Annotated in this window: 27 protein-coding genes; 22 read left to right on the top strand and 5 right to left on the bottom strand. The window is 72.0% G+C overall.

The window, feature by feature from the left end; genetic code table 11:
- Positions 1–619: 619 nt before the first annotated feature.
- From infC to pheT, 7 genes are all read left to right on the top strand, one after another.
- Positions 620–1,243 carry a translation initiation factor IF-3 gene (infC, locus tag LL648_RS42215; RefSeq protein WP_232668616.1) on the top strand — a complete coding sequence of 208 codons (624 nt, stop codon included), beginning with the start codon at positions 620–622 and terminating at the stop codon, positions 1,241–1,243.
- Positions 1,244–1,319: 76 nt separating this feature from the next.
- Positions 1,320–1,514: a 50S ribosomal protein L35 gene (gene rpmI, locus LL648_RS42210; protein WP_232668613.1), complete on the top strand. Its 195-nt coding sequence runs from the start codon at positions 1,320–1,322 to the stop codon at positions 1,512–1,514.
- Positions 1,515–1,562: 48 nt separating this feature from the next.
- A complete protein-coding gene (rplT, locus tag LL648_RS42205; RefSeq protein ID WP_232668612.1) occupies positions 1,563–1,940 on the top strand; it encodes a 50S ribosomal protein L20 in 378 nt (125 codons plus the stop codon).
- The gene (locus LL648_RS42200) at positions 1,937–2,755 is read left to right on the top strand and encodes a TrmH family RNA methyltransferase (protein ID WP_374112200.1); all 819 of its coding nucleotides are present in this window, start codon (positions 1,937–1,939) and stop codon (positions 2,753–2,755) included. The genes rplT and LL648_RS42200 overlap by 4 nt, the downstream gene beginning before the upstream one ends.
- A 104-nt stretch (positions 2,756–2,859) precedes the next feature.
- Positions 2,860–3,141, top strand: coding sequence for a hypothetical protein (locus LL648_RS42195; protein ID WP_232668610.1), 282 nt, complete (start codon positions 2,860–2,862; stop codon positions 3,139–3,141).
- Positions 3,142–3,192: 51 nt separating this feature from the next.
- Positions 3,193–4,248 (top strand): phenylalanine--tRNA ligase subunit alpha, encoded by a 1,056-nt coding sequence (pheS, locus tag LL648_RS42190; protein WP_232668609.1) that lies wholly within the window; start codon positions 3,193–3,195, stop codon positions 4,246–4,248.
- 19 nt (positions 4,249–4,267) lie between these two features.
- Entirely contained in the window at positions 4,268–6,751 is a 2,484-nt protein-coding gene (gene pheT, locus LL648_RS42185; protein ID WP_232668608.1) for a phenylalanine--tRNA ligase subunit beta, read from the top strand.
- A 5-nt stretch (positions 6,752–6,756) separates the two neighbouring features.
- Here pheT and LL648_RS42180 read toward each other — a convergent pair whose 3' ends face one another.
- The 3 genes from LL648_RS42180 to LL648_RS42170 all read right to left on the bottom strand — a co-directional run bounded on the left by LL648_RS42180 (position 6,757) and on the right by LL648_RS42170 (position 8,194).
- The gene (locus tag LL648_RS42180) at positions 6,757–7,077 is read right to left on the bottom strand and encodes a hypothetical protein (protein ID WP_232668607.1); all 321 of its coding nucleotides are present in this window, start codon (positions 7,075–7,077) and stop codon (positions 6,757–6,759) included.
- A 176-nt stretch (positions 7,078–7,253) separates the two neighbouring features.
- Entirely contained in the window at positions 7,254–7,676 is a 423-nt protein-coding gene (locus LL648_RS42175; RefSeq protein WP_232668606.1) for a hypothetical protein, read from the bottom strand.
- Positions 7,673–8,194, bottom strand: coding sequence for a hypothetical protein (locus tag LL648_RS42170; RefSeq protein WP_232668605.1), 522 nt, complete (start codon positions 8,192–8,194; stop codon positions 7,673–7,675). Before LL648_RS42170 ends, LL648_RS42175 begins: the two co-directional genes overlap by 4 nt.
- 59 nt (positions 8,195–8,253) lie before the next feature.
- Between LL648_RS42170 and LL648_RS42165 the strand changes: the two genes are divergently transcribed.
- The 3 genes from LL648_RS42165 to LL648_RS42155 all read left to right on the top strand — a co-directional run bounded on the left by LL648_RS42165 (position 8,254) and on the right by LL648_RS42155 (position 11,747).
- Positions 8,254–9,714: a carboxylesterase/lipase family protein gene (locus LL648_RS42165; RefSeq protein ID WP_232668604.1), complete on the top strand. Its 1,461-nt coding sequence runs from the start codon at positions 8,254–8,256 to the stop codon at positions 9,712–9,714.
- A 61-nt stretch (positions 9,715–9,775) separates the two neighbouring features.
- Positions 9,776–11,017 (top strand): MFS transporter, encoded by a 1,242-nt coding sequence (locus tag LL648_RS42160; RefSeq protein ID WP_232668603.1) that lies wholly within the window; start codon positions 9,776–9,778, stop codon positions 11,015–11,017.
- Positions 11,004–11,747, top strand: coding sequence for a MerR family transcriptional regulator (locus LL648_RS42155; protein ID WP_232668602.1), 744 nt, complete (start codon positions 11,004–11,006; stop codon positions 11,745–11,747). The genes LL648_RS42160 and LL648_RS42155 overlap by 14 nt, the downstream gene beginning before the upstream one ends.
- Before the next feature lie 4 nt (positions 11,748–11,751).
- Here the strand turns inward: LL648_RS42155 and LL648_RS42150 are convergent, their stop codons facing one another.
- Entirely contained in the window at positions 11,752–12,828 is a 1,077-nt protein-coding gene (locus LL648_RS42150) for an Atu2307/SP_0267 family LLM class monooxygenase (protein WP_232668601.1), read from the bottom strand.
- A gap of 38 nt (positions 12,829–12,866) precedes the next feature.
- Entirely contained in the window at positions 12,867–13,565 is a 699-nt protein-coding gene (locus tag LL648_RS42145; RefSeq protein ID WP_232668600.1) for a DNA alkylation repair protein, read from the bottom strand.
- Positions 13,566–13,696: 131 nt separating this feature from the next.
- Here LL648_RS42145 and argC point away from each other — a divergent pair, with 131 nt between their 5' ends.
- Genes argC through tyrS form a run of 12 tightly spaced genes read left to right on the top strand, consistent with a single transcriptional unit; the run spans position 13,697 to position 26,199 of the window.
- Entirely contained in the window at positions 13,697–14,722 is a 1,026-nt protein-coding gene (gene argC / locus LL648_RS42140) for an N-acetyl-gamma-glutamyl-phosphate reductase (protein ID WP_232668615.1), read from the top strand.
- Positions 14,719–15,882 (top strand): bifunctional glutamate N-acetyltransferase/amino-acid acetyltransferase ArgJ, encoded by a 1,164-nt coding sequence (gene argJ, locus LL648_RS42135; protein WP_232668599.1) that lies wholly within the window; start codon positions 14,719–14,721, stop codon positions 15,880–15,882. Before argC ends, argJ begins: the two co-directional genes overlap by 4 nt.
- The gene (gene argB / locus LL648_RS42130; RefSeq protein ID WP_232668598.1) at positions 15,866–16,759 is read left to right on the top strand and encodes an acetylglutamate kinase; all 894 of its coding nucleotides are present in this window, start codon (positions 15,866–15,868) and stop codon (positions 16,757–16,759) included. The genes argJ and argB overlap by 17 nt, the downstream gene beginning before the upstream one ends.
- Entirely contained in the window at positions 16,756–17,928 is a 1,173-nt protein-coding gene (locus LL648_RS42125) for an acetylornithine transaminase (RefSeq protein ID WP_232668597.1), read from the top strand. The genes argB and LL648_RS42125 overlap by 4 nt, the downstream gene beginning before the upstream one ends.
- A 4-nt stretch (positions 17,929–17,932) precedes the next feature.
- Positions 17,933–18,853 carry an ornithine carbamoyltransferase gene (gene argF / locus LL648_RS42120; RefSeq protein ID WP_232668596.1) on the top strand — a complete coding sequence of 307 codons (921 nt, stop codon included), beginning with the start codon at positions 17,933–17,935 and terminating at the stop codon, positions 18,851–18,853.
- Positions 18,835–19,356, top strand: coding sequence for an arginine repressor (locus LL648_RS42115; RefSeq protein WP_374112197.1), 522 nt, complete (start codon positions 18,835–18,837; stop codon positions 19,354–19,356). Before argF ends, LL648_RS42115 begins: the two co-directional genes overlap by 19 nt.
- Positions 19,353–20,549, top strand: coding sequence for an argininosuccinate synthase (locus LL648_RS42110; RefSeq protein WP_232668595.1), 1,197 nt, complete (start codon positions 19,353–19,355; stop codon positions 20,547–20,549). Before LL648_RS42115 ends, LL648_RS42110 begins: the two co-directional genes overlap by 4 nt.
- Positions 20,546–21,967, top strand: coding sequence for an argininosuccinate lyase (gene argH, locus LL648_RS42105; RefSeq protein ID WP_232668594.1), 1,422 nt, complete (start codon positions 20,546–20,548; stop codon positions 21,965–21,967). The genes LL648_RS42110 and argH overlap by 4 nt, the downstream gene beginning before the upstream one ends.
- Positions 21,964–23,232 carry an aminotransferase class I/II-fold pyridoxal phosphate-dependent enzyme gene (locus LL648_RS42100; RefSeq protein ID WP_232668593.1) on the top strand — a complete coding sequence of 423 codons (1,269 nt, stop codon included), beginning with the start codon at positions 21,964–21,966 and terminating at the stop codon, positions 23,230–23,232. Before argH ends, LL648_RS42100 begins: the two co-directional genes overlap by 4 nt.
- The gene (locus tag LL648_RS42095; RefSeq protein ID WP_232668592.1) at positions 23,187–23,858 is read left to right on the top strand and encodes a DNA-3-methyladenine glycosylase; all 672 of its coding nucleotides are present in this window, start codon (positions 23,187–23,189) and stop codon (positions 23,856–23,858) included. The genes LL648_RS42100 and LL648_RS42095 overlap by 46 nt, the downstream gene beginning before the upstream one ends.
- A 19-nt stretch (positions 23,859–23,877) precedes the next feature.
- Positions 23,878–24,879: an iron-siderophore ABC transporter substrate-binding protein gene (locus LL648_RS42090; protein ID WP_232668591.1), complete on the top strand. Its 1,002-nt coding sequence runs from the start codon at positions 23,878–23,880 to the stop codon at positions 24,877–24,879.
- A gap of 42 nt (positions 24,880–24,921) precedes the next feature.
- Positions 24,922–26,199 carry a tyrosine--tRNA ligase gene (gene tyrS / locus LL648_RS42085; RefSeq protein ID WP_232668590.1) on the top strand — a complete coding sequence of 426 codons (1,278 nt, stop codon included), beginning with the start codon at positions 24,922–24,924 and terminating at the stop codon, positions 26,197–26,199.
- Positions 26,200–26,578 lie beyond the last annotated feature (379 nt).

Here is a 26,578-nt window from a genome sequence, read left to right as displayed (position 1 = left end):
GACTCACGCGATGGCTTCTCCCATGCGCTGCGACGCGCGGGACGACCGGGACTTACACCACCAGCGGGGACGTCACCCCACAGGCCGGGAAAGTGGGCTTTGCAGGCGCGCCCTCGTCAGTTGCGGGTGCTGAGGGCTGTCGTAACAGCCCTCAGCACCCGCAGGTCGGCCAAGTGCCACGATCCGGCGCCGCCTCCACGAGCAACCGCAGGGCGTGACCGCGCAGCCCAGGGTGTGTCTTCGTGGAGCGCCTACGCTCTGCGAAGACGCACCGGGCTCTGCGCGGTCGCCACGCCTGGCCTGGACCCGACCCGCCCACAGCCTCGGGGACCGGCGGGTGCGTGCCAGGAAAGTGGCTTTCCTGTCCTGTGGCGCCAGGAAAGCCACTTTCCTGGCGCCGCGTGTGTCCCGCACGCAACTGGCCGTGCACCGTCGAGGGACTACCGAGCAGGCACGGACGCTCACCTGATACCCTGCGGAATGCGACCACCCTGTCGCGCGTTGTTGGTGCGTCAGGGCGATCAAGTGGAGCCCCGCTCCCACCCGCCGCCTCGGCAGCAATGTCGACGGTATCGGGTCCGGTCCGCCTACGAGCTGTCGGCTCGTGGGCTGTGATCGTTTGTGGGTCTCCGCTCCGTCGCACCACACGACGTCGATACGAGGAGACCCCATCAGCACAGAGACGCGCATCAACGACCGCATCCGCGTTCCCGAGGTCCGACTCGTCGGGCCCAACGGTGAACAGGTCGGGATCGTGCGCATCGAGGACGCCCTTCGGCTCGCGCAGGAGGCTGAGCTCGACCTCGTCGAGGTCGCCGCGCAGGCTCGCCCGCCGGTCTGCAAGCTCATGGACTACGGCAAGTTCAAGTACGAGACCGCGCAGAAGGCCAGGGAGTCCCGCCGCAACCAGCAGCTCACCACGATCAAGGAGCAGAAGCTCCGACCGAAGATCGACACCCACGACTACGAGACCAAGAAGCGCAACGTCGTTCGCTTCCTCGAGGGTGGTAACAAGGTCAAGGTCACGATCATGTTCCGTGGTCGCGAGCAGTCCCGACCGGAGCTCGGCTTCCGGTTGCTGCAGCGCCTTGCCGAGGACGTGGCAGAGCTGGGCACGGTCGAAGCCGCGCCCAAGCAGGACGGCCGCAACATGACGATGGTGATCGCTCCGAACAAGAAGCCACCGGCACGAGCGCGGCAGACGAACCCGGCACCGGAGCCGGCGGAGGCACCGCAGGGCTGACGGCCCGGACAAGGACCACCGCACGACAAGCACTGGTGCTCCCCTCGGGGAGCACCACTCGTGAGTAGGAACTGGCATGCCCAAGAACAAGACGCACAGTGGGATCTCCAAGCGGGTCAAGGTGACCGGCAAGGGCAAGCTGATGCGCCAGCAGACCGGCCTGCGGCACCGGCTCGAGGTCAAGTCGAGCAAGGAGACGCGCGACCTGTCCGGCTACGTCCCGGTCAACAAGGCCGACGTCAAGCGCGTCAAGAAGCTTCTCGGCCGCTGACCGCGCCGATCCCTGCCCACTTGCTCAACCCCACGTGAGGAAACACCCATGGCACGCGTGAAGCGCGCGGTCAACGCGCAGAAGAAGCGCCGCACCACTCTCGAACTGGCGAGCGGCTACCGCGGCCAGCGCTCGCGGCTGTACCGCAAGGCGAAGGAGCAGATGCTCCACTCGCTGAACTACGCCTACCGCGACCGTCGCGCCAAGAAGGGCGATTTCCGGCAGCTCTGGATCACCCGGATCAACGCGGCGGCGCGTGCCAACGGCATGACGTACAACCGCTTCATCCAGGGCCTGAAGATCGCCGGCGTCGAGGTCGACCGCAAGATCCTCTCGGAGCTGGCCATCAGCGACCCGGCCGCGTTCGCCGCGCTCGTCGAGGTCTCGCGCGCCAACGTCCCGGCCCAGAACGGGACCGCAGCCTGAGCCGCCCCGGTTCGCACGACGCACCGCCCGGCACCGAACGCACGCCGCGTGTAGTCGCAGCCCGCAAGTTGCTGCGCCGCGCAGGCCGCGATCGGGCCGGGCGGTTCCTCGTCGAGGGGGCGCAGGCCGTCCGCGAGGCGCTGCGGTTCGCGCACGTGCACGAGCTGTTCGTCACGGAGGCCGCGGTCGACCGGCACCCCGACCTGATGGTCGAGGCGAGCGCCACCCGCATCAGCGTGGTCACCGACCGCGCCGCCGCCGCGCTCTCCGACACCGTCACCCCGCAGGGCATCCTCGCGGTCTGCGACCTGCTCGACGTCCCCGTCGCCAGGGCACTCGACGGCTCGCCGCGGCTCGTCGCCGTCTGTGCGGGTGTCGCCGACCCCGGCAACGCCGGCACGATCGTCCGGGTCGCCGACGCCGCCGGTGCCGACGCTGTGCTCTTCGCCGGCGACACCGTCGACCCGCACAACGGCAAGGCCGTGCGCGCGTCGACGGGCAGTGTTTTCCACCTGCCGCTGGCCCGCGACCGCGACGCCGCCGCCGTGCTCGACGCGTGCCACGCCGCCGGTCTGACGGTGCTGGTCGCCGACGGCCACGGCGAGCTCGACCTGCACGACCCCGCCGCGGCGCCGGTGCTGGCCGGGCCGGTCGCCTGGGTCTTCGGCGGTGAGGCGCACGGCGTGCCCGCCGCGGTCGCGCAGGCCGCGGACCACCGCGTCCGCGTGCCCATCCACGGCCGAGCCGAGAGCCTGAACCTGGCCACGGCAGCGGCGATCTGCCTCTACGCCAGCGTCGCCGCCCGCACCCGCTAGCGACCCGCCCCGGTACCCGACACGGTCCCTCCGGGTGTGCCGTCGGAGACGCCCTGCAGTGGCGCTCACCAGCGGCGATGGGCCCTGCGGCACACTCGCGGCCCATGAAGGGACACCTGACCGTCGGCTTCGAGGTGCCGCAAGACCGGCTGGAGCAGGCGATCGCCGCGTTGCGGGACGCTGGCATCCCGACACGTGTGCATCAGCTGGGCGGCACCGGGCGACCGATCCTCATGGCGGGTTTTCCGCACGACGGTCCGGCGCCGACCACGGCGGAGCGGGACGCGGCCAGGGACGAGGCGCTGCAGGTCCTGACCGCGGCCGGCGTACTCGCCGTGGCGAACGGGGGCGGCTTCGCCGTCGGTGACGCATTCGCCCGGGAGTGACGGGAGCGGGCGTCGGGCCGTCCGGGGCGCGCCCGTACGATTGCCCCCACCATGACTGAGAGCACGGAACTCGTCGACACGAACCCGCTGCACCCCGACGCGCTGGCCGCGGCCGTTGCCGCGGCCGTTGCCGCGTTCGACGCCGCCGGCGACCTCGCCGCGCTCGCTGCCGTGAAGCCGGCCCACCTCGGCGACCGCGCCCCGCTGCTGCTCGCGCGCCGCGAGCTCGGGTCGCTGCTCGGTCACGAGCGGGCCGATGCCGGCAAGCGGGTCAACGCCGCCCGCCAGGAGGCGCAGGAGGCGTTCGACGCCCGCCGCGAGGTGCTCGTCGCGGAGCGGGACGAGCGGGTGCTCGTCGAGGAGACCGTCGACGTCACGCTGCCGTGGGACCGCGTCCCGCGCGGCGCCCGCCACCCCGTCACGCAGATCGCCGAGCACATCGCCGACGTGTTCGTCGCGATGGGCTGGGAGGTCGCGGACGGGCCGGAGGTCGAGTCGTCGTGGCTGAACTTCGACGCGTTGAACTTCGGCAAGGACCACCCGGCCCGCACCATGCAGGACACGTTCTACCTGGGCGGGAACGAGACGTCGGGCACGGTGCTGCGCACGCACACCTCGCCCGTGCAGGCCAGGACGCTGCTCGAGCGCGAGCCGCCCGTCTTCATCGTCTGCCCCGGCCGGACGTTCCGCACCGACGCGCTCGACGCCACGCACACCCCGGTGTTCCACCAGGTCGAAGGCCTCGCCGTCGACAAGGGCATCACGATGGCGCACCTCAAGGGCACGCTCGACGCGTTCGCCCGCGCCATGTTCGGCGCCGAGTCCCGCACCCGGCTGCGCCCCTCGTTCTTCCCCTTCACCGAGCCGTCGGCCGAGGTCGACGTCTGGTTCCCGGAGAAGAAGGGCGGCGCGGGCTGGGTCGAGTGGGGCGGCTGCGGCATGGTCAACCCCAACGTCCTGCGCAACTGCGGCGTCGACCCCGAGGTGTACTCCGGGTTCGCGTTCGGCATGGGCCTCGAGCGCACGCTGATGTTCCGCAACGGCATCCCCGACATGCGCGACATGGTCGAAGGCGACGTCCGCTTCAGCCGCGCGTTCGGCATCTGATCGTCCCGAGGAGCGTTCTGTGCGTGTCCAGCAGTCCTGGCTGTCCGAGCACGTCGGCGAGCTGCCGTCGGCCGAGGAGACGGCCGAGGCGTTCGTCCGCGTCGGCCTCGAGATCGAGGAGCTGCACGCGGCGCCCGAGATCACGGGCCCGCTCGTCGTCGGGCGGGTCGCCGAGATCGAGGAGCTGACGGGGCTCAAGAAGCCGATCCGCTGGTGCCAGGTCGACGTCGGCGAGCCGGAGCCGCGCGGGATCATCTGCGGCGCCTCGAACTTCGCTGTCGACGACCTCGTGGTGGTCGCGCTGCCCGGTGCTGTCCTGCCCGGCGGGTTCGCGATCTCCGCGCGCAAGACATACGGGCACGTCTCCGACGGCATGATCGCCTCGGTGCGCGAGCTGGGCATCGGCAACGACCACGCCGGCATCCTCGTGCTCCCGCCCGGCACGGCCGCCCCCGGCGCCGAGGCGCGCCCGCTGCTCGGGCTCGACGACGCCGTGATCGAGCTGAACGTCACGCCCGACCGCGGCTACGGCTTCGCCGTGCGCGGGCTCGCCCGCGAGCTGGCGTGCTCCCTCGACGTCGACTTCCCCGATCCCGCCGCCCGCGTTGTGGTCCCGGCCGCCGAGGGCGACGCCTGGCCGGTGCGCCTGGAGGACCAGGGCTGCCTGCGGTTCGTCGCGCGGCGCGTCAACGGCGTCGACCCGGCCGCGCCGGCGCCGTGGTGGATGCAGCGCCGGCTGCTAGGGGCGGGCATGCGCCCGATCTCGCTCATCGTCGACGTCACCAACTACGTGATGCTGGAGCTGGGCCAGCCGCTGCACGCCTACGACGCGGCGCGGCTCGCCGGCCCGATCGTCGTGCGGAAGGCGGCGGCGGGGGAGAAGCTCGTGACGCTCGACGACGTCGAGCGCACCCTCGACCCCGACGACCTGCTGATCGTCGACGACTCCGGCCCGATCGGCCTGGCCGGTGTGATGGGTGGGGCGTCCACGGAGATCGCGGGCCCCGGCGAGGACGGACGGATCGACGTCCTCCTGGAGGCCGCGCACTTCTCGCCGCCCGTCATCGCACGGTCCGCGCGCCGGCACAAGCTGCCGAGCGAGGCGTCGAAGCGGTTCGAGCGCACGGTCGACCCGCAGCTGCCACCCATCGCGGCCGAGCGCGCCGCGGCGCTGCTCGTCGAGTTCGGCGGCGGCACGATCGCGGACGGCCGCACCGACGAGGGCGCCGCCCCGGTGCTGCCGCCGGTCCGGATGCCGCTGAACCTGCCCGACCAGATCGCCGGCATCGCCTACCCGCCCGGTGTGACCGTGCGCAGGCTCGGCCAGGTCGGCTGCCGCATCGAGCTCGCCACCGGCGACGACGGCCGCGGCGGCGTGATCGCGACCCCGCCCTCGTGGCGGCCCGACCTCACCCAGCCCGCCGACCTCGTCGAGGAAGTGCTGCGGCTGGAGGGTTACGACGTGATCCCCTCGGTGCTGCCACCCGCGCCGGGCGGTCGCGGCCTCAGTGCCACGCAGCTGCGTCGCCGCGCGGTCTCACGCGCGCTCGCCGAGAGCGGGTTCGTCGAGGTGCTGCCGTTCCCGTTCGTCGACCCGACGGTGTGGGATGCGTTCGGGCTCGCCGCCGACGACGTCCGGCGCACCACCGTGCACGTGGTCAACCCGCTCGACGCCGAGCGCGCCGAGCTGTCGACGACGCTGCTGCCGGGCCTGCTGGACACGCTCGTCCGCAACCGCTCGCGCGGTGCCGCCGATATCGCGCTCAGCACGATAGGGCAGGTCGTGCTGCCGCACCGCAACCCCGTCGAGATGCTCGACCCGGCCGTCGGCTCGCGGCCGAGCGACGCCGAGATCGCCCAGATCGACGCGGCGTTGCCGGCGCAGCCCGTGCACGTCGGTGCCGTGCTGGCGGGGGACCGCGAAGCCCGCGGCTGGTGGGGGCCGGGTCGCGCCGCCGGCTGGGCCGACGCCGTGCAGGCCGCCGTGCTCGTCGGGCAGGCGTCGGGTGTGCAGCTGCGCGCCACGGCGGCCGACCTCGCGCCCTGGCACCCCGGCCGCTGCGCGGCGCTGCGGGTCGGTGACTGGATCGTCGGGCACGCCGGCGAGCTGCACCCGAAGGTCGTCGAGGCGCTCGGCCTGCCGCCGCGCACCTGCGCGATGGAGATCGACCTCGACGCCCTGCCGCTCGACGAGTCCCGGCCCGCGCCGCGCGTCTCGCCCTACCCGCCGATCACCGTCGATGTCGCACTCGTCGCCGACGCCGGCGTGCCGGCCGCCCAGCTTGCCGACGCTCTCGCCGCTGGCGGCGGGGAGCTGCTGGAGCACGTGCGGCTGTTCGACGTGTTCACCGGTGAGCAGGTCGGGGAGGGTCGGCGCTCGCTCGCGTTCCGGCTGAGCTTCCGCGCCCCGGACAGGACGCTGACCAGCGAGGAAGCCAACGCGGCCCGCGACGCAGCTGTTGCGGTTGCGGCCGAGCGGCACTCGGCGGCATTGCGGGGCTGACGGGCCTAGCGTGCGGCCTGCTTGCGCGCCAGCGCGCGTGTGAGCAGGTCAATGCAATGCTGCTGCAAAGCGTGGATCAGATCGAATCCGTCGTGCAGCTCGCTGCTCAGCGAGTCGAATCGCGCGTCCAATCGCTCGTCCAACCGGTTGAACCGCCCGTCCACTCGATCGAATCGTCGGTTGATCCGGTCGAACCCGCGGTCGAAAAGCTCGCCAAGGGCGTCGATGTCAGCTTGCAGCGCGTCGAGCTTGCGTGAGAGCTGCGCGCAGGCCGACTCCTGCATGGCTGCTTGGTCGTCAGGCTCCAGCCTGCCGGCTTCACCCACGACGCAGGATCCGGCGTAGCCGGTCGGGTGGCAGGGAGGTGAGCCGATCGATGACCTCTTCCAGCTGGGCGTTGACGGCGTCGAGGCGGGCGAGACTTGCGTAAAGCTCGGAGTTGGCAGCTCTTGGTGGTTGAGTCGAATCCTGCTTGTCATCAGGCCGCGCAGGACCCGTCGAGCTATTGCTGTTCGTCATCACGGGGCATTGCTCTCGTGATCAACTCAGCGATCTGGTTGATCGCCCCGGCGGTCTGCCTGAACGTGGATCGCATCTCGCTCTCGAGCCGGTGGAACCCAGCGTGCATCTCGTTCTCGAGTCGGTCGAGCCCGGCGCGCACCTCGGTGAATCCGTTTGCGGTCTGCACCCCGAGCCCGTTCACGGTTGTCATGAGAGCGTTGACCTTGACTCCGAGGTCGGAGATGTCGCGGTCGTGTGCGACGGCGAGGTGCCGGGCCACCGCGGCTTCCGCACCGATCATCTCGACCCGCGCAGAGAGTGCAGTGAGCCGTGCTTCGAGGCTGGGGTCCGTCACCAGTTGAGGGTACCGAGCCACCACGCCCGAGCTGAACGCCAATCGCGTGCCCTCATCCCGCAGGATCACGCTGGTAGGCGGTCCAAAGCGGCCGTCGCGGCGGCCCGCCAGGCCTCCTCGTCCGGCGTCCGGCCGGCCACCAGGATCGTGACGAGGAAGCGCGGGCTCGCCACCTGCAGCGTCGGCCCGGCGACCGTGTCGAGGACCGCCGCGGCGTCGCCGACCCCGCCGAGGTCGTGCCGCCCGGCCCCGGCGCGCACGACGTCGGCGGGCACCCCTGAGCGCACCCGGTACACGTTGATCATGGCGACGGGCTCGGCGCCGGCGGCCGCGACGCAGCTGGAGCCGGTGCTCCCGTCCCCGCGCGCGACGGCGCCCTGCGCGGGCGGCTCGACCGGCGTGCCGACCAGCCGGGTGAGTTCGGCGGTCGTGAGCAGGCACTCGTCGGCGAGCACGTCGGACTGCAGCGCGGGCCGGGCAGCGAATGTCACCGGAGCAGCCGGCTCCGGCGCAGCCGTCCCGCTGACGACCTCGGTGCAGCCCGCGAGAGCGAGCGCCTCGACCAGCACCAGCCACCTCCACCGCACCGGCCGACGGTAGCGGGGGTGGCTGGTCTCCCGTGGCCGATCTGGACTATTGATGGGGCATGGATTCCCCGAAGACGACGGTGAAGACGACCGGGGGCGAGGTGCGTGGCCGGATCGAGGGCGGCGTGGCCCGCTACCTGGGTGTGCCCTACGCCGCGGCGCCGTTCGGCGAGCACCGCTTCCGCCCGCCCGCGCCTGCGAGCTGGGACGGCGTGCGCGATGCGTTCGAGCACGGCCCCACTCCGCCGAAGCTGCCGTACCCCGACGTGCTCGCGGGTCTGCTGCCCGAGCCGTTCGTCGCCGGTGACGAGATCCTCAACGTCGCCGTCTGGGCACCGCAGGGCGCGTCCGGCGCCCCGGTCATGGTGTTCTTCCACGGCGGTGCGTTCACCAACGGCTCCAACGCCGTCCCCGTCTACGACGGCACGGCGTACGCCCGTGCTGGGGTGGTGCTGGTCGGGGTGAACTACCGGCTCGGTGTCGAGGGCTTCCTGCACCTGCCGGGGGTGCCGGCCAACCGCGGGATGCTCGACCAGATCGCGGCGCTGCGCTGGGTGCGCGAGAACATCGAGGCCTTCGGCGGCGACCCCGGCGCGGTGACGGTGTTCGGCGAGTCCGCCGGGGCGATGAGCATCGCCACCCTGATGGCCATGCCGGCCGCCGAGGGGCTCTTCCACCGCGCGATCCTGCAGAGCGGCGCCGGCCACCACACGCACCAGCCGGCGACGGCAGCGCTGGTGGCGAACGAGCTGGCCGACGCCGTCGGGGTGCCGGTCGACGAGCTGGTCGACATCGCGCCCGAGCGGCTGCTCGCCGGCCACGCGATCATGCTGGACCGCTTCCAGTCCGATCCGCGGCCCGAGCGGTGGGGCGAGTCGGCGCGGACCTCGCTGCTCTTCGCGCCGATCGTCGACGGCGAGACGCTCCCCGCGACCGCGATCGAGCGGATCGCCGCCGGCGCGGGCGGCGACGTCGAGGTGCTGGTGGGCGCCAACCGCGAGGAGCTGCTGCTTTTCCTGGTGCCGACCGGAATCGTCGACCACATCGGGGAGGACGCCGTTGCCGCGATCGTGGCGGGCTTCGGCCTGCCGGACGGCGCCGTCGACCGCTACCGCGCGAACCGGCCGGAGGGCAGCGCGGGGCAGCTGTACTCCGACATCGTGACCGACTCCGCCTACCGGATCCCCGCGGTGCGGCTCGCCGAGGCGCACGGCCGCGCGTACGTCTACGAGTTCGCGTGGTCGTCCACCGCCTACGAGGGCAGGCTCGGCGCCTGCCATGCGCTGGAGCTGCCGTTCGTCTTCGACACATTCGCCTCCAGCGCCGAGCTCACCGGCCCGAACCCGCCGCGGGCGCTCGCCGACGCGATGCGCTCGGCCTGGGTGGCGTTCGCGACGACGGGCGACCCCGGATGGCCGCGCTACGGCAGCGAGCGTGCGGTCCGGACGTTCGGGAAGACCGTGGAGACGGTCCTCGACCCCTGCTCCGACCTGCGTGAACTGTGGGACGGGATTCGGTGACGAGTTCGGGGACGAGTTCGGGTTGACCTTGCCCCAGGGGCAAGGTTGTTCAGTACTCGCCATGACCACTTCACGAACCGTCTTCCCCATCTACGCCGCCGCCGAAGGGCTGTCGTTCTTCGGCAACGCGGCCATCCAGATCGTGCTGCCGTGGCTGGTGCTGCTGCGCACCGGCGACCCGGCCGCGGCGGGTCTCGTCGCAGGGGTGGCCGGTGTCGCGCAGATCCTGGCGACGTTCTCCGTCGGCCAGCTCGTCGACCGGTTCGGCGCGCGGCGCATGGCTGTGTTCGCCGACGCCGGCAGCGCGGTGTCCGTCGCCGCGCTCGCGATCGTCGACGCCACCTTCGGCCTCGATCTCGGCTGGATGATCGCGCTGGCGATCGCGGGTGCCCTGTTCGACATCCCGGGCATGACGGCACGCCAGACGCTCATGCCGCGGGTGGCCGAGCGCTCCGGGAAGTCGCTCGACGCGGTCGCCGGAGCCCGGCAGAGCATCTTCGGGCTGTCGTTCCTCGCCGGTCCCGCGCTCGCCGGCCTCCTGCTGGCGGTCCTCGCACCCTCGCAGGTCCTGTGGATCACCGCGGCCTGCTCGGCCGGTGCCGCCCTGGCCACGCTCGCGATCCGCGTCCCGGAGATCCGCGCCGACGGCGCCGAGACCGGCATGCTCGGCGCGCTGCGCACCGTCCGGCGCATGCCGGTGCTCGTGAAGATGTTCCTCGTCGCCGGCCTGAGCTCGCTGATCTCCGCGCCGCTGCTCAACGTCATGCTGCCGACGCACTTCGCCGGGATGAACCGCCCCGACCTGCTCGGCTACACGATGTCGGCGTTCGCGGTCGGCATCTTCGCGGGCTCGGCGGCCTACGCGGCGCTGGCGAAGGTCTCGCGGCGGCTCGCCTGGACGGTCGCGCTGGTGACGTCCGGCGCCGGACTGCTGCTGATGGCGACGCTCGACGGGTTCTGGCTGGTCGCGATCGGTGCGGTGGTCATGGGGGTCGGGAGCGGCATCGTCAACCCGATCTTCGGCGTGGTGCTGGCCGAGCGGGTCCCTGGCACCCAGCTGGGCCGCGTCATGGCGCTGACCTCGGCCACGTCGCTGTCGGCCGGCCCGATCGGCCTCGGTATCGCCAGCCTCGTGCTGACCGCGGGCCCGCTGTCTGTGCTCGCGTGGGGCATCGCGGCGATCTGGGTGGTCATCACGCTGTTCGGAGTGTTCGGCTCGGGCCTGCGCGACCTGGAGACACCCGCGGCCACGGCCGGCGATGATGACGTCGTGCGCAAGGAGACCGTCGATGCTCACCATTAGCCAGCTGGCGTCGTACGCCGGGTGCACCGTGAAGGCGGTCCGCGTCTACCACGAGCGCGGGCTGCTCCCGGAGCCGCAGCGCGACGCGTCGGGCTACCGCCGCTACGACGCGCAGGCCGTCATCGACCTCAGCCGGATCGTCACCGTCGCCAAGGCGGGTGTTCCCCTCGTCGACATCCCCGCGGTCCTCGCGGCGGGCGACGACGAGCACCGCGATGCGGTCGCCAGGATCGACGCCGAGCTCGCCGGCCGGATCAGCGAGCTCAAGAAGCGACGGGCCCGGCTGGCGCTGCTGGACCGGCCCGACCGGCTCTGCCTCCCCGCGCCGGCCGTCGCCTACCTCGACCGGCTGCGGGAGCTCGGGATGAGCGAGCGGGGCGTCGCGATCGAGCGCGACACCTGGATCCTCGCGGTCGCGCTGCTGCCGAAGATGATCGAGGACTACCTGCCGATGCGGTTGGCGATGCTCGACGACCCGGAGTTCGTGCGGGTGCTGTTGAGCTTCGACGACGCCATCGAATGGGCGGCGGACGACCCGCGCATCGACGAGCTCGTCGACGCGACGGTCGCGTTGACCAGGCGCATGACGACCGCCGGCGAGACGGAAGGGTGGAACGACCTCCCGCGGGAGGTGCTCGCCGTGCTCACCACGTTCGAAGGTGTCGAATCCGCCGGGTGGCGGGCGCTCAACGAGCGCATCGAGAAGCGGCTGGCCGACGAGCCGGGGTGACGGCTCAGACCGTCGCCGGTGCGGCGTCGCGGCGGGTGACCTCGGCGCGCACCCGCGGGGCGACCTCGGTGCCGAGCAGCTCGATCGCCCGCATCACGTCGCGGTGCGGGACGCTGCCGATCGCGAGCTGGATCAGCGTGCGGGAGTGCCCGAACAGCTCGTGGTGGAAGAGGATCTTCTCGGCGACGGCCTCCGGGTTGCCGACGGCGTAGGCGCCGCGCAGGGTCGTCGCCGCGTCGAACGCCGCGCGGTCGGTGGGACCCCAGCCGCGCTCGCGCCCGATCCGGTTCATGACCTCGGAGTGCGCCGGGTAGTAGATGTCGGCGGCGCGCTCGCGGGTGTCCGCGACGAACCCGTGGATGTTGATGCTGGCCGGCTGCGGCGCGTGCTCGCCCTGGGTCAGCGCGTGCCGGTATAGGTCGATCAACGGGGTGAAGCGCTCCGGCTCGCCGCCGATGATCGCCAGCGCGAGCGGCAGCCCGAGCAACCCGGCCCGCGCGACGGACTGCGGGTTGCCGCCGACCGCCACCCACACCGGCAGCGGATCCTGGAACGGCCGCGGGTGGACGGGCTGGTCGACGAGCGAGGCGCGGTGCCTGCCCGACCAGCTGACCCGCTCGTCCGCGCGCAGCGCAAGCAGCAGCTCCAGCTTCTCGGCGAAGAGCTCGTCGTAGTCGCCGAGGTCGTAGCCGAAGAGCGGGAACGACTCGGTGAACGAGCCCCGCCCCGCCATGATCTCCGCGCGGCCCTCCGAGAGCAGGTCGAGCGTCGCGAACTGCTGGAAGACGCGCACCGGGTCGTCCGAGCTCAGCACGGTGACGGCGCTGGTCAGGCGGATCCGTGAGGTCCGCTCCGCGCCCGCCGCAAGGATCACCGACGGCACGGAGGCGGCGAAGTCGGCGCGGTGGTGCTCGCCGACGCCGAACACGTCGAGCCCCACCTGGTCGGCCAGCGCGATCTCCTCGACCACCTCGCGCACCCGCTGTGCGGGCCCGACCCCGGTGCCGTCGAGGCTCACGTCAGCGAAGGTGTACACACCGAGTTCCACGTCTTCGAGCAACCGGAGCGGGGTGGCGGGCATTCCGCCTGACCCTCGGCGCGCAGCGCCGGGGCCCGCCGCTAGCCTGCGCCGACGTGCCGCAGCGCCTCCTTCTTCGAAAGCGGGGAGAGGCCGGGGTGCGCCGCGACGAACGCTTGCACCCATCCGGGATCAACCCGCGCGTGCTGCCGCAGCGCCCACCCGATGCCCTTGCGGAGGAAGAAGTCGGGGTCGGCGATGTTGGCCTCGACGGTGTCGGTGAGCAGCTCGACGTCGATCGCCGCGCCGGATCCGAGCTGGCAGATCACCGACGTGCGGCGCAGCCAGCGGTCCGGGTCGGTGGACCACTCCCGCATCACCGGTGTGACGTCGGCCGGCTGCGCGCGCAGCAGCGGCCCGACGCGGCGCACGGCGATCTCGTCGGTGAAGTCCCACCAGGCGCCCGTGACGATCCACTCGCGCCACAGCGGCAACCACGACACGTCGAGCCAGGCGGCGAAGCGGCGGTGCCCGGTGAGGCTCAGCGCCAGGTAGCGCTCCTCCCGGAAGCGGGCGCCGTCCCACAGCTGCGTGACGACCGCGCGCAGCTCGGCGGCGTCGGCCGGCGGACGGGCCGCGACGAGCTCCTTCAGCAGCCGCTCCCGCGCCGGCTTCGGCACACCGCGGAACGGCATCTCCGACTTCATGTAGGCCCGCATCGGCTCGGCGGCGGCCGGGTCGCCGAGCGCCGCGAGGCCGGCGACGGCAGAGTCGACGAGAGCGTCGACGAGGGCGGTCACGCATGCAGCCTACGGCGGGCCCGGTGAGCGTCGACAACGACGTTCTGGCTGTTTGTTAGCGCTCACAACAGCCATTTCGTCGTTGTCGACGGCACCCCGGGTCGTATTGAGTTGCATCGTCGTGCATAATCATCCACGTGGTCAGAGTTGCGGTGGCGGGAGCCAGTGGGTACGCGGGGGGCGAGCTGCTGCGGCTGCTGCTCGCGCACCCGGACGTCGAGATCGGTGCGGTGACGGCGGGCGGCAGCGCCGGCACGCGCCTGGGTGCGCACCAGCCGCACCTCGTCCCGCTCGCCGAGCGAGTGCTGCAGGAGACGACGCCGGAGGTCCTCGCGGGCCACGACGTCGTGTTCCTCGCGCTCCCGCACGGGCACTCCGCCGCGCTCGCCGCCCAGCTGGGGGACGCCGCTGTGGTGATCGACTGCGGCGCGGACCACCGCCTCACCGATCCCGCCGCGTGGACGCGCTGGTACGGCGGCGAGCACGCCGGTAGCTGGCCCTACGGCCTCCCGGAGCTGCCCGGCGCGCGGGACGCGCTGCGCGGCGCGCGCCGGGTGGCCGTCCCCGGCTGCTACCCGACGGCCGTCAGCCTCGCGCTCTTCCCGGCATTGCAGGCCGGCCTGGTCGAGCCCGACGTGGTCGTCACGGCCGTAACCGGGACGTCCGGAGCCGGCAAGTCGCTCAAGCCGCACTTGCTGGGCGCCGAGGTGATGGGCTCGCTCTCGGCGTACGGCGTCGGCGGCGGCCACCGGCACACACCGGAGATGGTGCAGAACCTCTCTGCCGCGGCCGGCCGCCCGGTCGGCGTGAGCTTCACGCCCGTGCTGGCCCCGCTGCCCCGCGGCATCCTCGCCACCTGCACGGCCGTGACGTCCGCGTCGGCCGCGGAGATCACCGAGACCTACGCGAAGGCGTACGCCGACGAGCCGTTCGTCCACCTGCTGCCGGATGGCAGCTGGCCGAGCACCGCGGCCACCCTCGGGGCCAACACTGCGCACCTCCAGGTCACGGTCGATCCCGACGCACGCAGGCTGGTCGCCGTCGCGGCCATCGACAACCTCACCAAGGGCACCGCAGGCGGCGCCGTGCAGTGCATGAACCTGGCGCTCGGCCTGCCCGAGACGGCCGGCCTGCCCATGAACGGAGTGGCACCGTGAGCACGATCGCGGCCAAGGGCTTCCGGGCGGCGGGAGTCGCCGCCGGCATCAAGTCCAGCGGCAACCCCGACCTCGCGCTCGTCGTCAACGACGGTCCCCGGTTCGACGCGGCCGGCGTCTTCACCCGCAACAAGGTGAAGGCCGCCCCGGTGCTGTGGTCGGAGCAGGTGCTCGCGAGCACCCACCGGTTGCGGGCCGTCGTGCTCAACTCCGGTGGCGCGAACGCCTGCACCGGCCACGAGGGCTTCCAGACCGCGCACGCCACCGCCGAGAAGGCCGCGGAGCTGATCGGCTGCGGCGCGATCGAGGTTGCGGTCTGCTCGACCGGCATCATCGGCGCGCAGCTGCCGCGCAAGCGTGTGCTGGCCGGTGTCGAGCAGGCGGCGGCCGGTCTCCGCGCCGACGCCGCGGCCGGGCTCGCCGCCGCCACAGCGATCATGACGACCGACACCGTCGCCAAGCAGTCGGCGCGAACCGACGCCGCGGGTTGGACGGTCGGCGGCATGACGAAAGGCGCGGGCATGATCGCGCCGTCGATGGCGACGATGCTGTCGGTGATCACCACCGATGCCGTCGTCGACCCCGGTGTGCTGGACGAGGCGCTGCGCGCCGCCGTGCGGGTGAGCTTCGACCGGCTCGACGTCGACGGCTCGATGTCGACCAACGACACCGTGCTGCTCATGGCGTCCGGCGCGAGCGGTGTGGAGGCCGACCCGATCGACTTCACCGCGACGCTCACGGCCGTGTGCCGCGACCTCGCGCAGCAGATGCAGGCCGACGCCGAGGGTGTCACCAAGCGGATCACGGTGCGGGTCAGCGGCGCCGCCACGGAGGACGAGGCCGTCGTCGTGGCCCGGACGGTCGCGCGCGACAGCCTGGTCAAGACGGCGCTGTTCGGGTCAGACCCGAACTGGGGCCGCATCGCCGCCGCCGTCGGGTACGCCGACGCGCAGGTGCTCCCGGCCAAGCTCGACGTCACGATCAACGGCGCGCTGCTCTGCGAGGGCGGCACCACGTCGGGCGATCGGTCGGTCGTCGACATGTCGGGCAAGGAGATCCTCGTCGCGATCGAGCTGGGCATCGGCACCGGTACCGCGGAGATCCTCACGACCGACCTCTCGCACGCGTACGTGGAGGAGAACAGTGCGTACTCCTCTTAGCGAGCGGCTGGGCCGGGCGGGGGAGAAGGCCGCGGTCCTCGCCGAAGCGTTGCCGTGGCTGCAGCGCTTCCACGGCCAGATCGTCGTCGTGAAGTACGGCGGCAACGCGATGATCGACGAGCAGCTCAAGCAGGCGTTCGCGCAGGACATGGTCTTCCTGCGGCTCGCGGGCATCCGGCCGGTCGTCGTGCACGGGGGTGGGCCGCAGATCACCGCGATGCTCGACCGCCTCGGGCTGCCGGCGGAGTTCCGCGGCGGCCTGCGGGTCACCACGCCGGAGACGATCGACATCGTCCGCATGGTGCTCGTCGGCCAGGTCGGGCGGGAGCTGGTCGGGCTGATCAACCAGCACGGCCCGTACGCCGTCGGTCTCTCCGGGGAGGACGCCCACCTGCTCACCGCGGAGAAGCGCACCGCGCTCGTCGGCGGCGAGCCGGTCGACATCGGGCTGGTCGGGGACGTCGTGCACGTCAACCCCGACGCCGTGCTCGACATCGTCAGCGCGGGCCGGATCCCCGTGGTCGCGGGCGTCGCCCCCGACGTCGACGGCACCGTCTACAACATCAACGCCGACAGCGCGGCCGCCGCGCTGGCCTCGGCGCTCGGTGCGGCGAAGCTCGTGGTGCTCACCGACGTGGAGGGGCTCTACGCGAACTACCCCGACCCGGAGTCGATCATCAGCGAGCTGACGGCCGACGAGTTGGAGCCGCTGCTGCCGGCGTTGGAGAGCGGGATGGCGCCGAAGATGGAGGCCTGCCTGCGCGCTGTGCGCGGCGGGGTCCCGCAAGCGCACGTGATCGACGGGCGGGTGCCGCACTCGGTGCTGCTCGAACTCTTCACCACAGAAGGAGTAGGAACGATGGTGGTCCCGTCATGACGAGCTACCAGGAACGCTGGCAGGCGTCGCTCATGAACAACTACGGCACCCCGCCGCTCGCGCTCGTGCGCGGCGAAGGCGCCGAGGTGTGGGACGCCGACGGCCGCCGCTACCTCGACCTGCTCGCGGGCATCGCGGTCAATGCGCTCGGGCACGCGCACCCCGCCGTCGTCGAGGCCGTGACCAGGCAGATCTCGACGCTCGGGCACGTCTCGAACTTCTTCATCACCGAGCCGGTGGTCGAGCTCGCCGAGAAGCTCACGGAGCTGCTGGAGCAGCCCGGCGCGAAGGTGCTGTTCTGCAACTCCGGCACCGAGGCCAACGAGGCCGCGTTCAAGATGGCCCGCCGCACCGGCCGGTCGAACATCATCGCGGCGGAGAACGCGTTCCACGGCCGCACGATGGGCGCGCTCGCGCTCACCGGGCAGGAGCCCAAGCGCACGCCGTTCTACCCGATGACCCCAGGGGTCACGCACGTGCCGTTCGGCGACGTGGCGGCGCTCGACGCCGCCGTCGACGAGAACACCGCGGCGGTGTTCCTGGAGCCGATCCTCGGCGAGGCCGGCGCCATCGTCTCGCCCGACGGGTACCTCGCCGCCGCGCGCGAGATCACCGCGGCCCGCGGCGCGCTGCTCGTCATGGACGAGGTGCAGACCGGCATCGGCCGCACCGGCTCGTGGTTCTACCACCAGCAGATCGGGATCGTGCCCGACGTCGTCACGCTCGCGAAGGGCCTGGGCGGCGGCATGCCGATCGGCGCCTGCATCGGCATCGGCGACGCCGCCGGGCTGCTGGAACCCGGCCACCACGGCACGACGTTCGGCGGCAACCCGGTCTGCTGCGCCGCCGCGCTCGCTGTGCTGGAGACGATCGCCGCCGACGGGCTGCTCGAACACACCTCGCTGGTCGGCAAGACGCTTGCCACCGGTGTCGAGGAGCTGGGCCACCCGCTGGTCTCCGACGTGAGCGGGGCCGGCCTGCTGATCGGCATCGGCCTGCGCAAGCCCGTCTCCGCGGTGGCCGCCACCGCCGCCCGCGAGGCCGGCTTCATCATCAACCCCGCGGTGCCCGACCGGATCCGGCTCGCCCCGCCGCTCGTGCTGAGCGAGCAGCAGGCCGGCGAGTTCCTCACGGCGCTGCCGAGCTTCCTGGACGCCGCAGATGCCTGAGCAGATGACGAGGCACCTCCTCCGCGACGACGACCTCACCCCCGCCGAGCAGCGGGAGGTGCTCGACCTCGCGGACACGATGAAGGCCGACACGTTCGCGCTGCGTCCGCTGGCCGGGCCGCGTGCGGTGGCGGTGCTGTTCGACAAGCCCTCCACCCGCACCCGGATCTCGTTCGAGGTCGGGATCGCGCAGCTCGGCGGCACCCCGCTGATCGTCGACGCGCAGGTGAGCCAGCTCGGGCGCGGCGAGACGATCGCCGACACCGCGCGCGTGCTCTCCCGGTACGTCGACGCGATCGTCTGGCGCACCGGCGACCAGTCACGGATCGACGAGATGGCGGCCGGCGCCACCGTGCCGGTGGTGAATGCGCTCACGGACCAGTTCCACCCCTGCCAGGTGCTCGCCGACCTGCAGACGATCCGCGAGCGCTTCGGCAAGCTCGCCGGGCTCACGCTCACCTACCTCGGCGACGGCGCCAACAACATGGCCCACTCGCTGCTGCTCGGCGGCGCCACCGCCGGGCTCACCGTGCGGGTGTGCTCGCCGGAGGGCTTCACCCCGGCGCAGGACGTCGTCCGCGACGCCAAGAGCCGCGCGGCGGAGACGGGCGGCGGGATCGAGCTGGTCGCCGACCCGCACGCCGCCGTCGAGGGCGCGGACGTGCTGGTGACCGACACGTGGGTGTCGATGGGCCAGGAGCACGACGGGCTCGACCGGTCGGCGCCGTTCCGGCCCCTGCAGGTCAACGCGGCGTTGCTCGGCCGGGCCGCGCCCGGAGCGATCGTCCTGCACTGCCTGCCGGCGCACCGCGGCGAGGAGATCACCGACGAGATGCTCGACGGGCCGGCCAGCGCCGTGTGGGACGAGGCCGAGAACCGCCTCCACGCGCAGAAGGCGCTGCTCACATGGCTGCTCCGACGATGACGGCCGCGCCCGCCGGACGATCGCGCGCAGCGCGGCAGGCCCGGATCGTCGAGCTGATCAGCACCCGCAAGGTGCACAGCCAGCCCGAGCTGCTCGCGCTGCTCGAGGCCGAGGGGATCGGCACGACCCAGGCCACGCTCTCGCGCGACCTCGACGAGCTGGGCGCGGTGAAGCTGCGCGGCGCCGACGGCGGCACCCCCGTGTACGTCATCCCGGACGACGGCAGTCCGGTCCGCGGCATCGAGGGTGGCACCAGCCGCCTCTCGCGCGTGCTGGGCGAGCTGCTCACGTCGACCGACGCGAGCGGGAACCTCTGCGTGCTGCGCACCCCGCCGGGTGCGGCGCAGTACGTGGCCAGCGCGCTGGACCGCGCAGCGCTGAACGACGTCGTCGGCTCCATCGCCGGCGACGACACGATCTTCGTGGTCGCCCGCGAGCCGCTCACCGGGGCCGAGCTCGCCGACCGCCTCTCGAACTTGCGAAATGAAGGAGCACAGAAATGACCGAACGGGTCGTACTCGCCTACTCGGGCGGGTTGGACACGTCCGTCGGCATCGGGTGGATCGCCGAGGAGACGGGCGCCGAGGTCGTCGCGGTCGCCGTCGACGTCGGCCAGGGCGGCGAGGACCTCGAGGAGATCCGCAAGCGGGCGCTCGCGTGCGGCGCCGTCGAGGCCGTCGTCGCCGACGCGCGCGACGAGTTCGCCGAGCAGTTCTGCCTGCCCGCACTGCAGGCCGACGCGCTCTACATGGACCGCTACCCGCTGGTCTCCGCGCTGTCCCGGCCGCTGATCGTCAAGCACCTCGTGGAGGCTGCGAAGTACCACGGCGCCTCGACGGTCGCGCACGGCTGCACCGGCAAGGGCAACGACCAGGTCCGCTTCGAGGTCGGCATCCAGGCCCTCGCGCCCGAGCTGAACTGCATCGCGCCCGTGCGCGACTTCGCGTGGACGCGGGAGAAGGCGATCCGGTACGCCGAGGAGCACAACCTGCCGATCGACGTCACGAAGAAGTCGCCGTTCTCAATCGACCAAAACGTCTGGGGCCGCGCCGTCGAGACCGGCTTCCTCGAGGATCTGTGGAACGCCCCCACCAAGGACGTCTACTCCTACACGGGCGACCCGCAGCAGTTCCAGCCCGCCGACGAGCTGGTCATCCGGTTCGACAAAGGCGTCCCGACCGCGATCGACGGCGAGCCGGTGACGATGCTGCAGGCCATCCAGGTGCTCAACGAGCGCGCCGGCAAGCACGGCGTCGGGCGGATCGACATGGTCGAGGACCGGCTGGTCGGCATCAAGAGCCGCGAGGTGTACGAGGCGCCCGGCGCGATGGCGCTGATCGCCGCGCACCAGGAGCTGGAGAACGTCACCGTCGAGCGCGACCTCGCGCGGTTCAAGCGGCAGGTGTCGCAGCGCTGGACCGAGCTGGTCTACGACGGGCTCTGGTACTCCCCGCTCAAGAGCGCGCTCGACGCGTTCATCGCCGAGTCGCAGCAGCATGTGACGGGCGAGATCCGGCTGGAGCTCGCCGGCGGCCGGGCCACCGTCACCGGGCGGCGCTCCGAGCAGTCGCTCTACGACTTCAACCTCGCCACCTACGACGAGGGCGACATGTTCGACCAGAGCCTCGCGAAGGGGTTCGTGCAGCTCTGGGGCCTGCCGAGCAAGATCGCGGCGCGGCGGGAGCAGAAGGCATGAGTTCGAACCTGTGGAGCAGCCGGTTCGCCGACGGCCCGTCCGACGCCCTCGCGGCGCTGTCCAAGTCCACCCACTTCGACTGGCGCCTCGCCCCGTACGACCTGCGTGGCTCCATGGCGCACGCACGCGTGCTGCACCGGGCGGGCCTGCTCACCGACGACGAGCTGGCCGGCATGCTCGACGCGCTGGCGAAGCTGGAGGCCGACGTCGAGTCGGGCGCGTTCGGCCCGGCGCCCGGCGACGAGGACGTGCACTCCGCGCTCGAACGTGGCCTCATCGACCGGGCGGGGCCCGAGCTCGGCGGCAAGCTGCGCGCCGGGCGTTCCCGCAACGACCAGGTCGTGACGCTCTTCCGGATGTGGACGCGCGACGGGGTCGCGCGCGTCGGCGTTGCCCTGCTCGGCCTCGTGGAGGCGCTGGTCGAACAGGCCGCGGCGCACCCCGACGCACCGATGCCCGGTCGCACCCACCTGCAGCACGCGCAGCCCGTCCTGCTTGCGCACCACCTGGCCGCGCACGCGCAGGCGCTGCTGCGCGACGTCGACCGGATCGCCGACTGGGACCGGCGCGCCGCGGTATCGGCGTACGGGTCGGGCGCGCTCGCGGGCTCGTCGCTGGGGCTCGACCCGGAGGCCGTCGCGGCCGAGCTCGGCTTCACCAGCAGCGCCGCGAACTCGATCGACGGCACCGCGAGCCGCGACTTCGCGGCCGAGGCGGCGTTCGTGCTGGCCATGATCGCCGTCGACGTCTCGCGGCTCGCCGAGGAGGTCATCCTCTGGGCGACCGTCGAGTTCGGCTACGTCGGCTTGCACGATGCGTACTCCACCGGCAGCTCGATCATGCCGCAGAAGAAGAACCCGGACATCGCCGAGCTGGCCCGCGGCAAGGCCGGGCGGCTGATCGGCAACCTCGCCGGCCTGCTCGCGACGCTGAAGGCGCAGCCGCTGGCGTACAACCGCGATCTGCAGGAGGACAAGGAGCCGATCTTCGACTCGGTCGAGCAGCTGGAGCTGCTGCTGCCGGCCGTCGCGGGAATGGTCGCGACGCTCACCTTCCACACCGACCGGCTCGCCGAGCTGGCCCCCGCCGGGTTCACCCTCGCGACGGACGTCGCCGAATGGCTCGTCCGCGAGGGCGTGCCGTTCCGGGTGGCGCACGAGGCGGCCGGCGGCTGCGTCCGGGCCGCAGAGCAGCGCGGGGTCGGGCTCGACGACCTGACCGACGCCGAGCTGGCTGCCGTGCACCCCGCGCTCACTCCGAGGGTGCGCGAGGTGCTCACCGTGGCGGGCTCGATAGCCTCGCGGAACGCCCGCGGAGGTACGGCGGGGGCGCGGGTCGCCGAGCAGCTCGACGAGCTGCGCGGTTCTGCAATAGCAGCACGCACGGCACTGGAACATCGATCCGGAGGATCAGCATGACTTCGCCAGCCGAACTGGCACGCACGGCACTGGAGTCGGCCCGCGCCGACTACGACGCGCTGGTCGCGCAGGGCATGAAGCTCGACCTCACGCGCGGGAAGCCGTCGGCGGCCCAGCTCGATCTGGCGACGCCGCTGCTGAGCCTGCCCGGCGAGACGTACAAGTCCGCCGACGGCACCGACACCCGCAACTACGGCGGCCTCAACGGCCTCCCCGAGCTGCGCGAGATCTTCAGTGCCGCGCTGCAGGTGCCGACCGCGCAGCTGGTGGCGTTCGGCAACGGCAGCCTCGAGCTCATGCACGACACGCTCGTGCACGCGCTGCTCTCCCCGCTCCCGGGCGCCGAGCGGCGCTGGGTCGAGGAGGAGCGGGTCGTGTTCCTCGCGCCCGTCCCCGGCTACGACCGGCACTTCAGCGTGTGCGAGCGGCTGGGCATCGAGCTGGTGCCCGTCCCGCTCCTCGACGACGGGCCCGACATGGACGTCGTCGAGGAGCTCGTGGCGGCCGACCCTGCCGTCAAGGGCATCTGGTGCGTCCCGAAGTACTCCAACCCGACCGGCACGGTGTACTCCGACGAGGTCGTGCGCAGGCTGGCCGAGATGCCGACCGCGGCGCCCGACTTCCGGATCATGTGGGACAACGCCTACGCGGTGCACCACCTGACCGAGGCCGGTGCCGAGATCGCCGACCTGCTCGGGCTGGCCACGGCGGCCGGCAACGCCGACCGGGTGTTCGTCTTCGGCTCGACGTCGAAGATCACGCTGGCCAACGCGGGAGTCGCGTTCTTCGGCGCCTCCGAGGCGAACCTGGCCTGGTGGATCACGCTCACCAGCAAGCGCACGATCGGCCCCGACAAGGTCAACCACCTGCGCCACGCGCTGTTCCTGCGCGACGCCGAGGGCGTCGCCGAGCACATGCGCAAGCACCGCGAGATCATCGCGCCGAAGTTCGCCGTGCTGGAGCGGATCCTCACGGAGAACTTCGCCGACACCGACGGCGTCACGTGGTCGACGCCGAAGGGCGGCTACTTCGTCACGCTGACCGTCCCGGAGGGCCTCGCGTCGCAGGTCGTGCGGCTGGCGAAGGAGGCGGGCATCGCGCTCACGCCGGCCGGCGCCACGCACCCGTACGGCAAGGACCCGGGCGACGCGATCATCCGCCTCGCCCCGACGTTCCCGCCGCTCGCCGAGGTGGAGCGGGCGATGGCGGGCGTCGCGGTGTGCGTGCAGCTGTCGCTGGCCGAGCAGGCCGGGAGCGCGAGCTGACCCTGCTCGACCGCGGGGAGCTGGCGATCGACCCGCTCCCCGCGGCCGTGCGCCTGCTCGGCTGCACGCTGGAGTCGGACACCCCGGAGGGCACCGTCGCGGTGCGGCTGGTCGAGGTGGAAGCCTACCGCGGCGCAGACGATCCCGCCTCGCACTGCTTCCGCGGCCGCACCCCGCGCAACACGGTGATGTTCGGCCCCGCCGGGCACCTGTACGTCTACTTCGTCTACGGCATGCACTTCTGCGCCAACGTCAGCTGCCTCGACGTCGACGAACCCGGCGGCGTGCTGATGCGCGCCGGAGAGGTGGTGTCGGACCTCGCGACTGCGCACGTGCGCAGGCCGACCGCCCGGAAGGCCGCCGACCTCGCCCGCGGGCCGGCGCGGCTCGCGTCGCTGCTCGGGCTCGGGCGGGCGCAGAACGGCCTCGACGTGACCGATCCCACCTCGCCCGTTCGCCTGCGTGCCGGCGAACCGGTCGACCCGGCGGACGTCCGCAGCGGCCCGCGGGTCGGCGTCGCCGCGGCGCACGAGCTGCCGTGGCGGTTCTGGCTGGACGACTCGCCCGCGGTGAGCCAGTACCGGCCCGGCCGGGGCGATCCACGCCACACTGGACGTGCTGGATAGGACTGCCTAACCTTCGTTGGTGATCGTCGTCCGTAGGGTCCTGTTCGCGCTCAGCGCCGTGCTCGCGGTGATGCTCGCCGCATGCGGGTCGCCGCCGGAGCCCGCCGGGCCGTCCGCGGCGCCGGCCGGGGGCGGAACGTTCCCGGTCACGATCCCGCACAAGTTCGGCAACACCGTGATACCGGAAGCGCCGAAGCGGGTCGTTTCGCTCGGCTACACCGACCAGGACGCGATCCTCGCGCTCGGTGTTGTGCCCGTCGCGATCCGGGAGTTCACCGGCAACCAGCCGTCCGCGACCTGGCCCTGGGCGCAGGACGAGCTGCAGGGCCAGCAGCCGAAGGTGCTGAACGGCGAGATCAGCCCGGAGACGCTCGCGGCGCTGGACCCCGACCTGATCGTCGCGGTCTCCGCGGGGCTCACCCAGGCGCAGTACGACCTGTTCTCGCAGATCGCGCCGACGATCAGCCAGCCGGCGCAGTTCGTCGACTACGGCACGCCGTGGCAGGACGCCACCCGCATGATCGGCACGGCGCTCGGGCGGGCGCCCGCGGCCGAGACGTTGATCACCGGGTTGGAGTCGCGGTTCGCGCAGGTCCGGGCGCAGTACCCGGTGCTGGCCGGGCGCACCGTCGCCGGCACCCGGCCGAGCAGCAACGACAACGCGAACTTCTTCGTGTGGGGCCCGCAGGACCTGCGCGGCCGGTTCTTCGAGTCGCTCGGGATGCCGGTGCCGCCGGTCTTCGCCGACCTGGCGAAGGACGCGTTCTACGCCTCGCTCAGCACCGAGGAGCTCGGCAAGCTCGACACCGCCGACGCGGTGGTGTTGATCACGGCGAGCGCCGCCGAGCGGGCGACGTTCGAGGCCCTGCCCGGGTACGCGGGGCTCAAGTCCGTGCGCGAGGGCCGGTTCTTCGTCTTCGACGACCAGCTGTCGGCGGCGCTGTCGTTCAGCAGCGTGCTCAGCCTCCCGGAGGCGCTCGACCGCATCCCGCCGGAGATCGCGAAGTCCCTGGGTGGCTGACCGCCGTGCGTGCAGGCCGGTGCGTGCGGGAGGATCGGCGCCGTGAGCACGGACGTTCTCGACGACCTGGAATGGCGCGGCCTGATCGCGCAGAGCACCGACCGCGACGCGCTGCGCCGTGATCTTGCCGACGGCGTGCTCACGCTCTACTGCGGGTTCGACCCCACAGCACCGAGCCTGCATGCCGGCAACCTCGTGCCGCTGCTCACGCTGCGCCGCTTCCAGCAGGCCGGCGCGCGGCCGATCGTGCTGGCCGGCGGCGCCACCGGGATGATCGGCGACCCGCGTGACGTGGGGGAGCGCACGCTCAACAGCGTCGAGACCGTCCGCGAGTGGGCCGGGCGCATCCGCGGCCAGCTCGAACGGTTCGTCGAGTTCGACGACACCCCGACCGGTGCGCTGGTGGTCAACAACCTGGAGTGGACCGAGGGGCAGAGCGCGCTGGAGTTCCTGCGCGACGTCGGCAAGCACTTCTCGATCAACGTGATGCTCGGACGGGAGACGGTGAAGCGCCGGCTCGCCGGCGAGGGGATGTCGTACACCGAGTTCAGCTACCTGCTGCTGCAGAGCCAGGACTACCTGCACCTCTTCCGGCGCCACGGGTGCCGGTTGCAGATCGGCGGCTCCGACCAGTGGGGCAACATCGTCGGCGGGGTGGAGCTGATCCGGCGGGTGGAGGGCGCGGGCACGCACGCGATGACCGTGCCGCTCGTCACCGACGCCGAGGGGCGCAAGTTCGGCAAGTCCACCGGTGGCGGCAACATCTGGCTCGATCCGGCGATGACCTCGCCCTACGCCTGGTACCAGTACTTCGTGAACACGGCCGACGCCGACGTCGGGCAGTACCTGCGCCTGTTCACGTTCCTGTCGCGCGAGGAGATCGCGGAGCTCGAACGCGACGTCGCCGAGCGGCCGCATCTGCGCGCCGGACAGCGGCGGCTCGCGCAGGAGCTGACCACGCTCGTACACGGCGAGCACCACACGCAGCAGGTGATCGCGGCGAGCTCCGCCCTGTTCGGGCGCGGTGAGCTGCAGGAACTCGACGAGGGAACGATCGGGGCCGCGCTGGCGGAGGTGCCGACGGCAACCGTCCGCCTCGACGACAAGCCGACGATCGTCGACCTGCTCGTCGCCACCGGTCTGTCCGAGAGCCGTGGTGCCGCGCGGCGTGCGGTCGGGGAGGGCGGCGCCTACGTGAACAACACGAAGGTGACCGACGAGATGTGGGTGCCGGCGGCCACGGATCTGCTCGCCGGCGGATGGCTTGTCGTGCGCCGCGGCAAGCGCAATCTGGCCGGAGTGCGCGCAGAGGCCGGTTGACCTGCGAGAACATCGAAAAGGGACCCCCCTGTTTCGGGCCCGAAACGGACCGTGTAACTTTCTCCAAGTCGCCACGGGGCAGCACGACAGACCGGGACGGAGATCCTCCGGCCCAGAGTCAGCCCCCAAGGAACACGGCGGCCGCCCCGAAGGTCTCCACCGCAAGGTGGTAGCCTCTCGGACTGGGCCTGGCGGAGCTTGACTCCGCGAGCAGGACCATGTAAGTTAGAAAAGTTGCTCCGGCTACGGCCAGAGAGCGACACAGATGGAACACAGCCCCGGAACACTACTTAACGGTGGTGGATGGTGTGCGGGTGTCTTTTGAGAACTCAACAGTGTGTCGAGCTTTATCATGAATTGGTTTTATGCCAGTTTGTTT

The organism is Pseudonocardia sp. TRM90224, assembly GCF_021245725.1.
GTDB lineage: Bacteria > Actinomycetota > Actinomycetes > Mycobacteriales > Pseudonocardiaceae > Pseudonocardia.
Note: the sequence above shows the minus strand (reverse complement) of the source record. Positions and strands in the feature narration are given on the sequence as shown.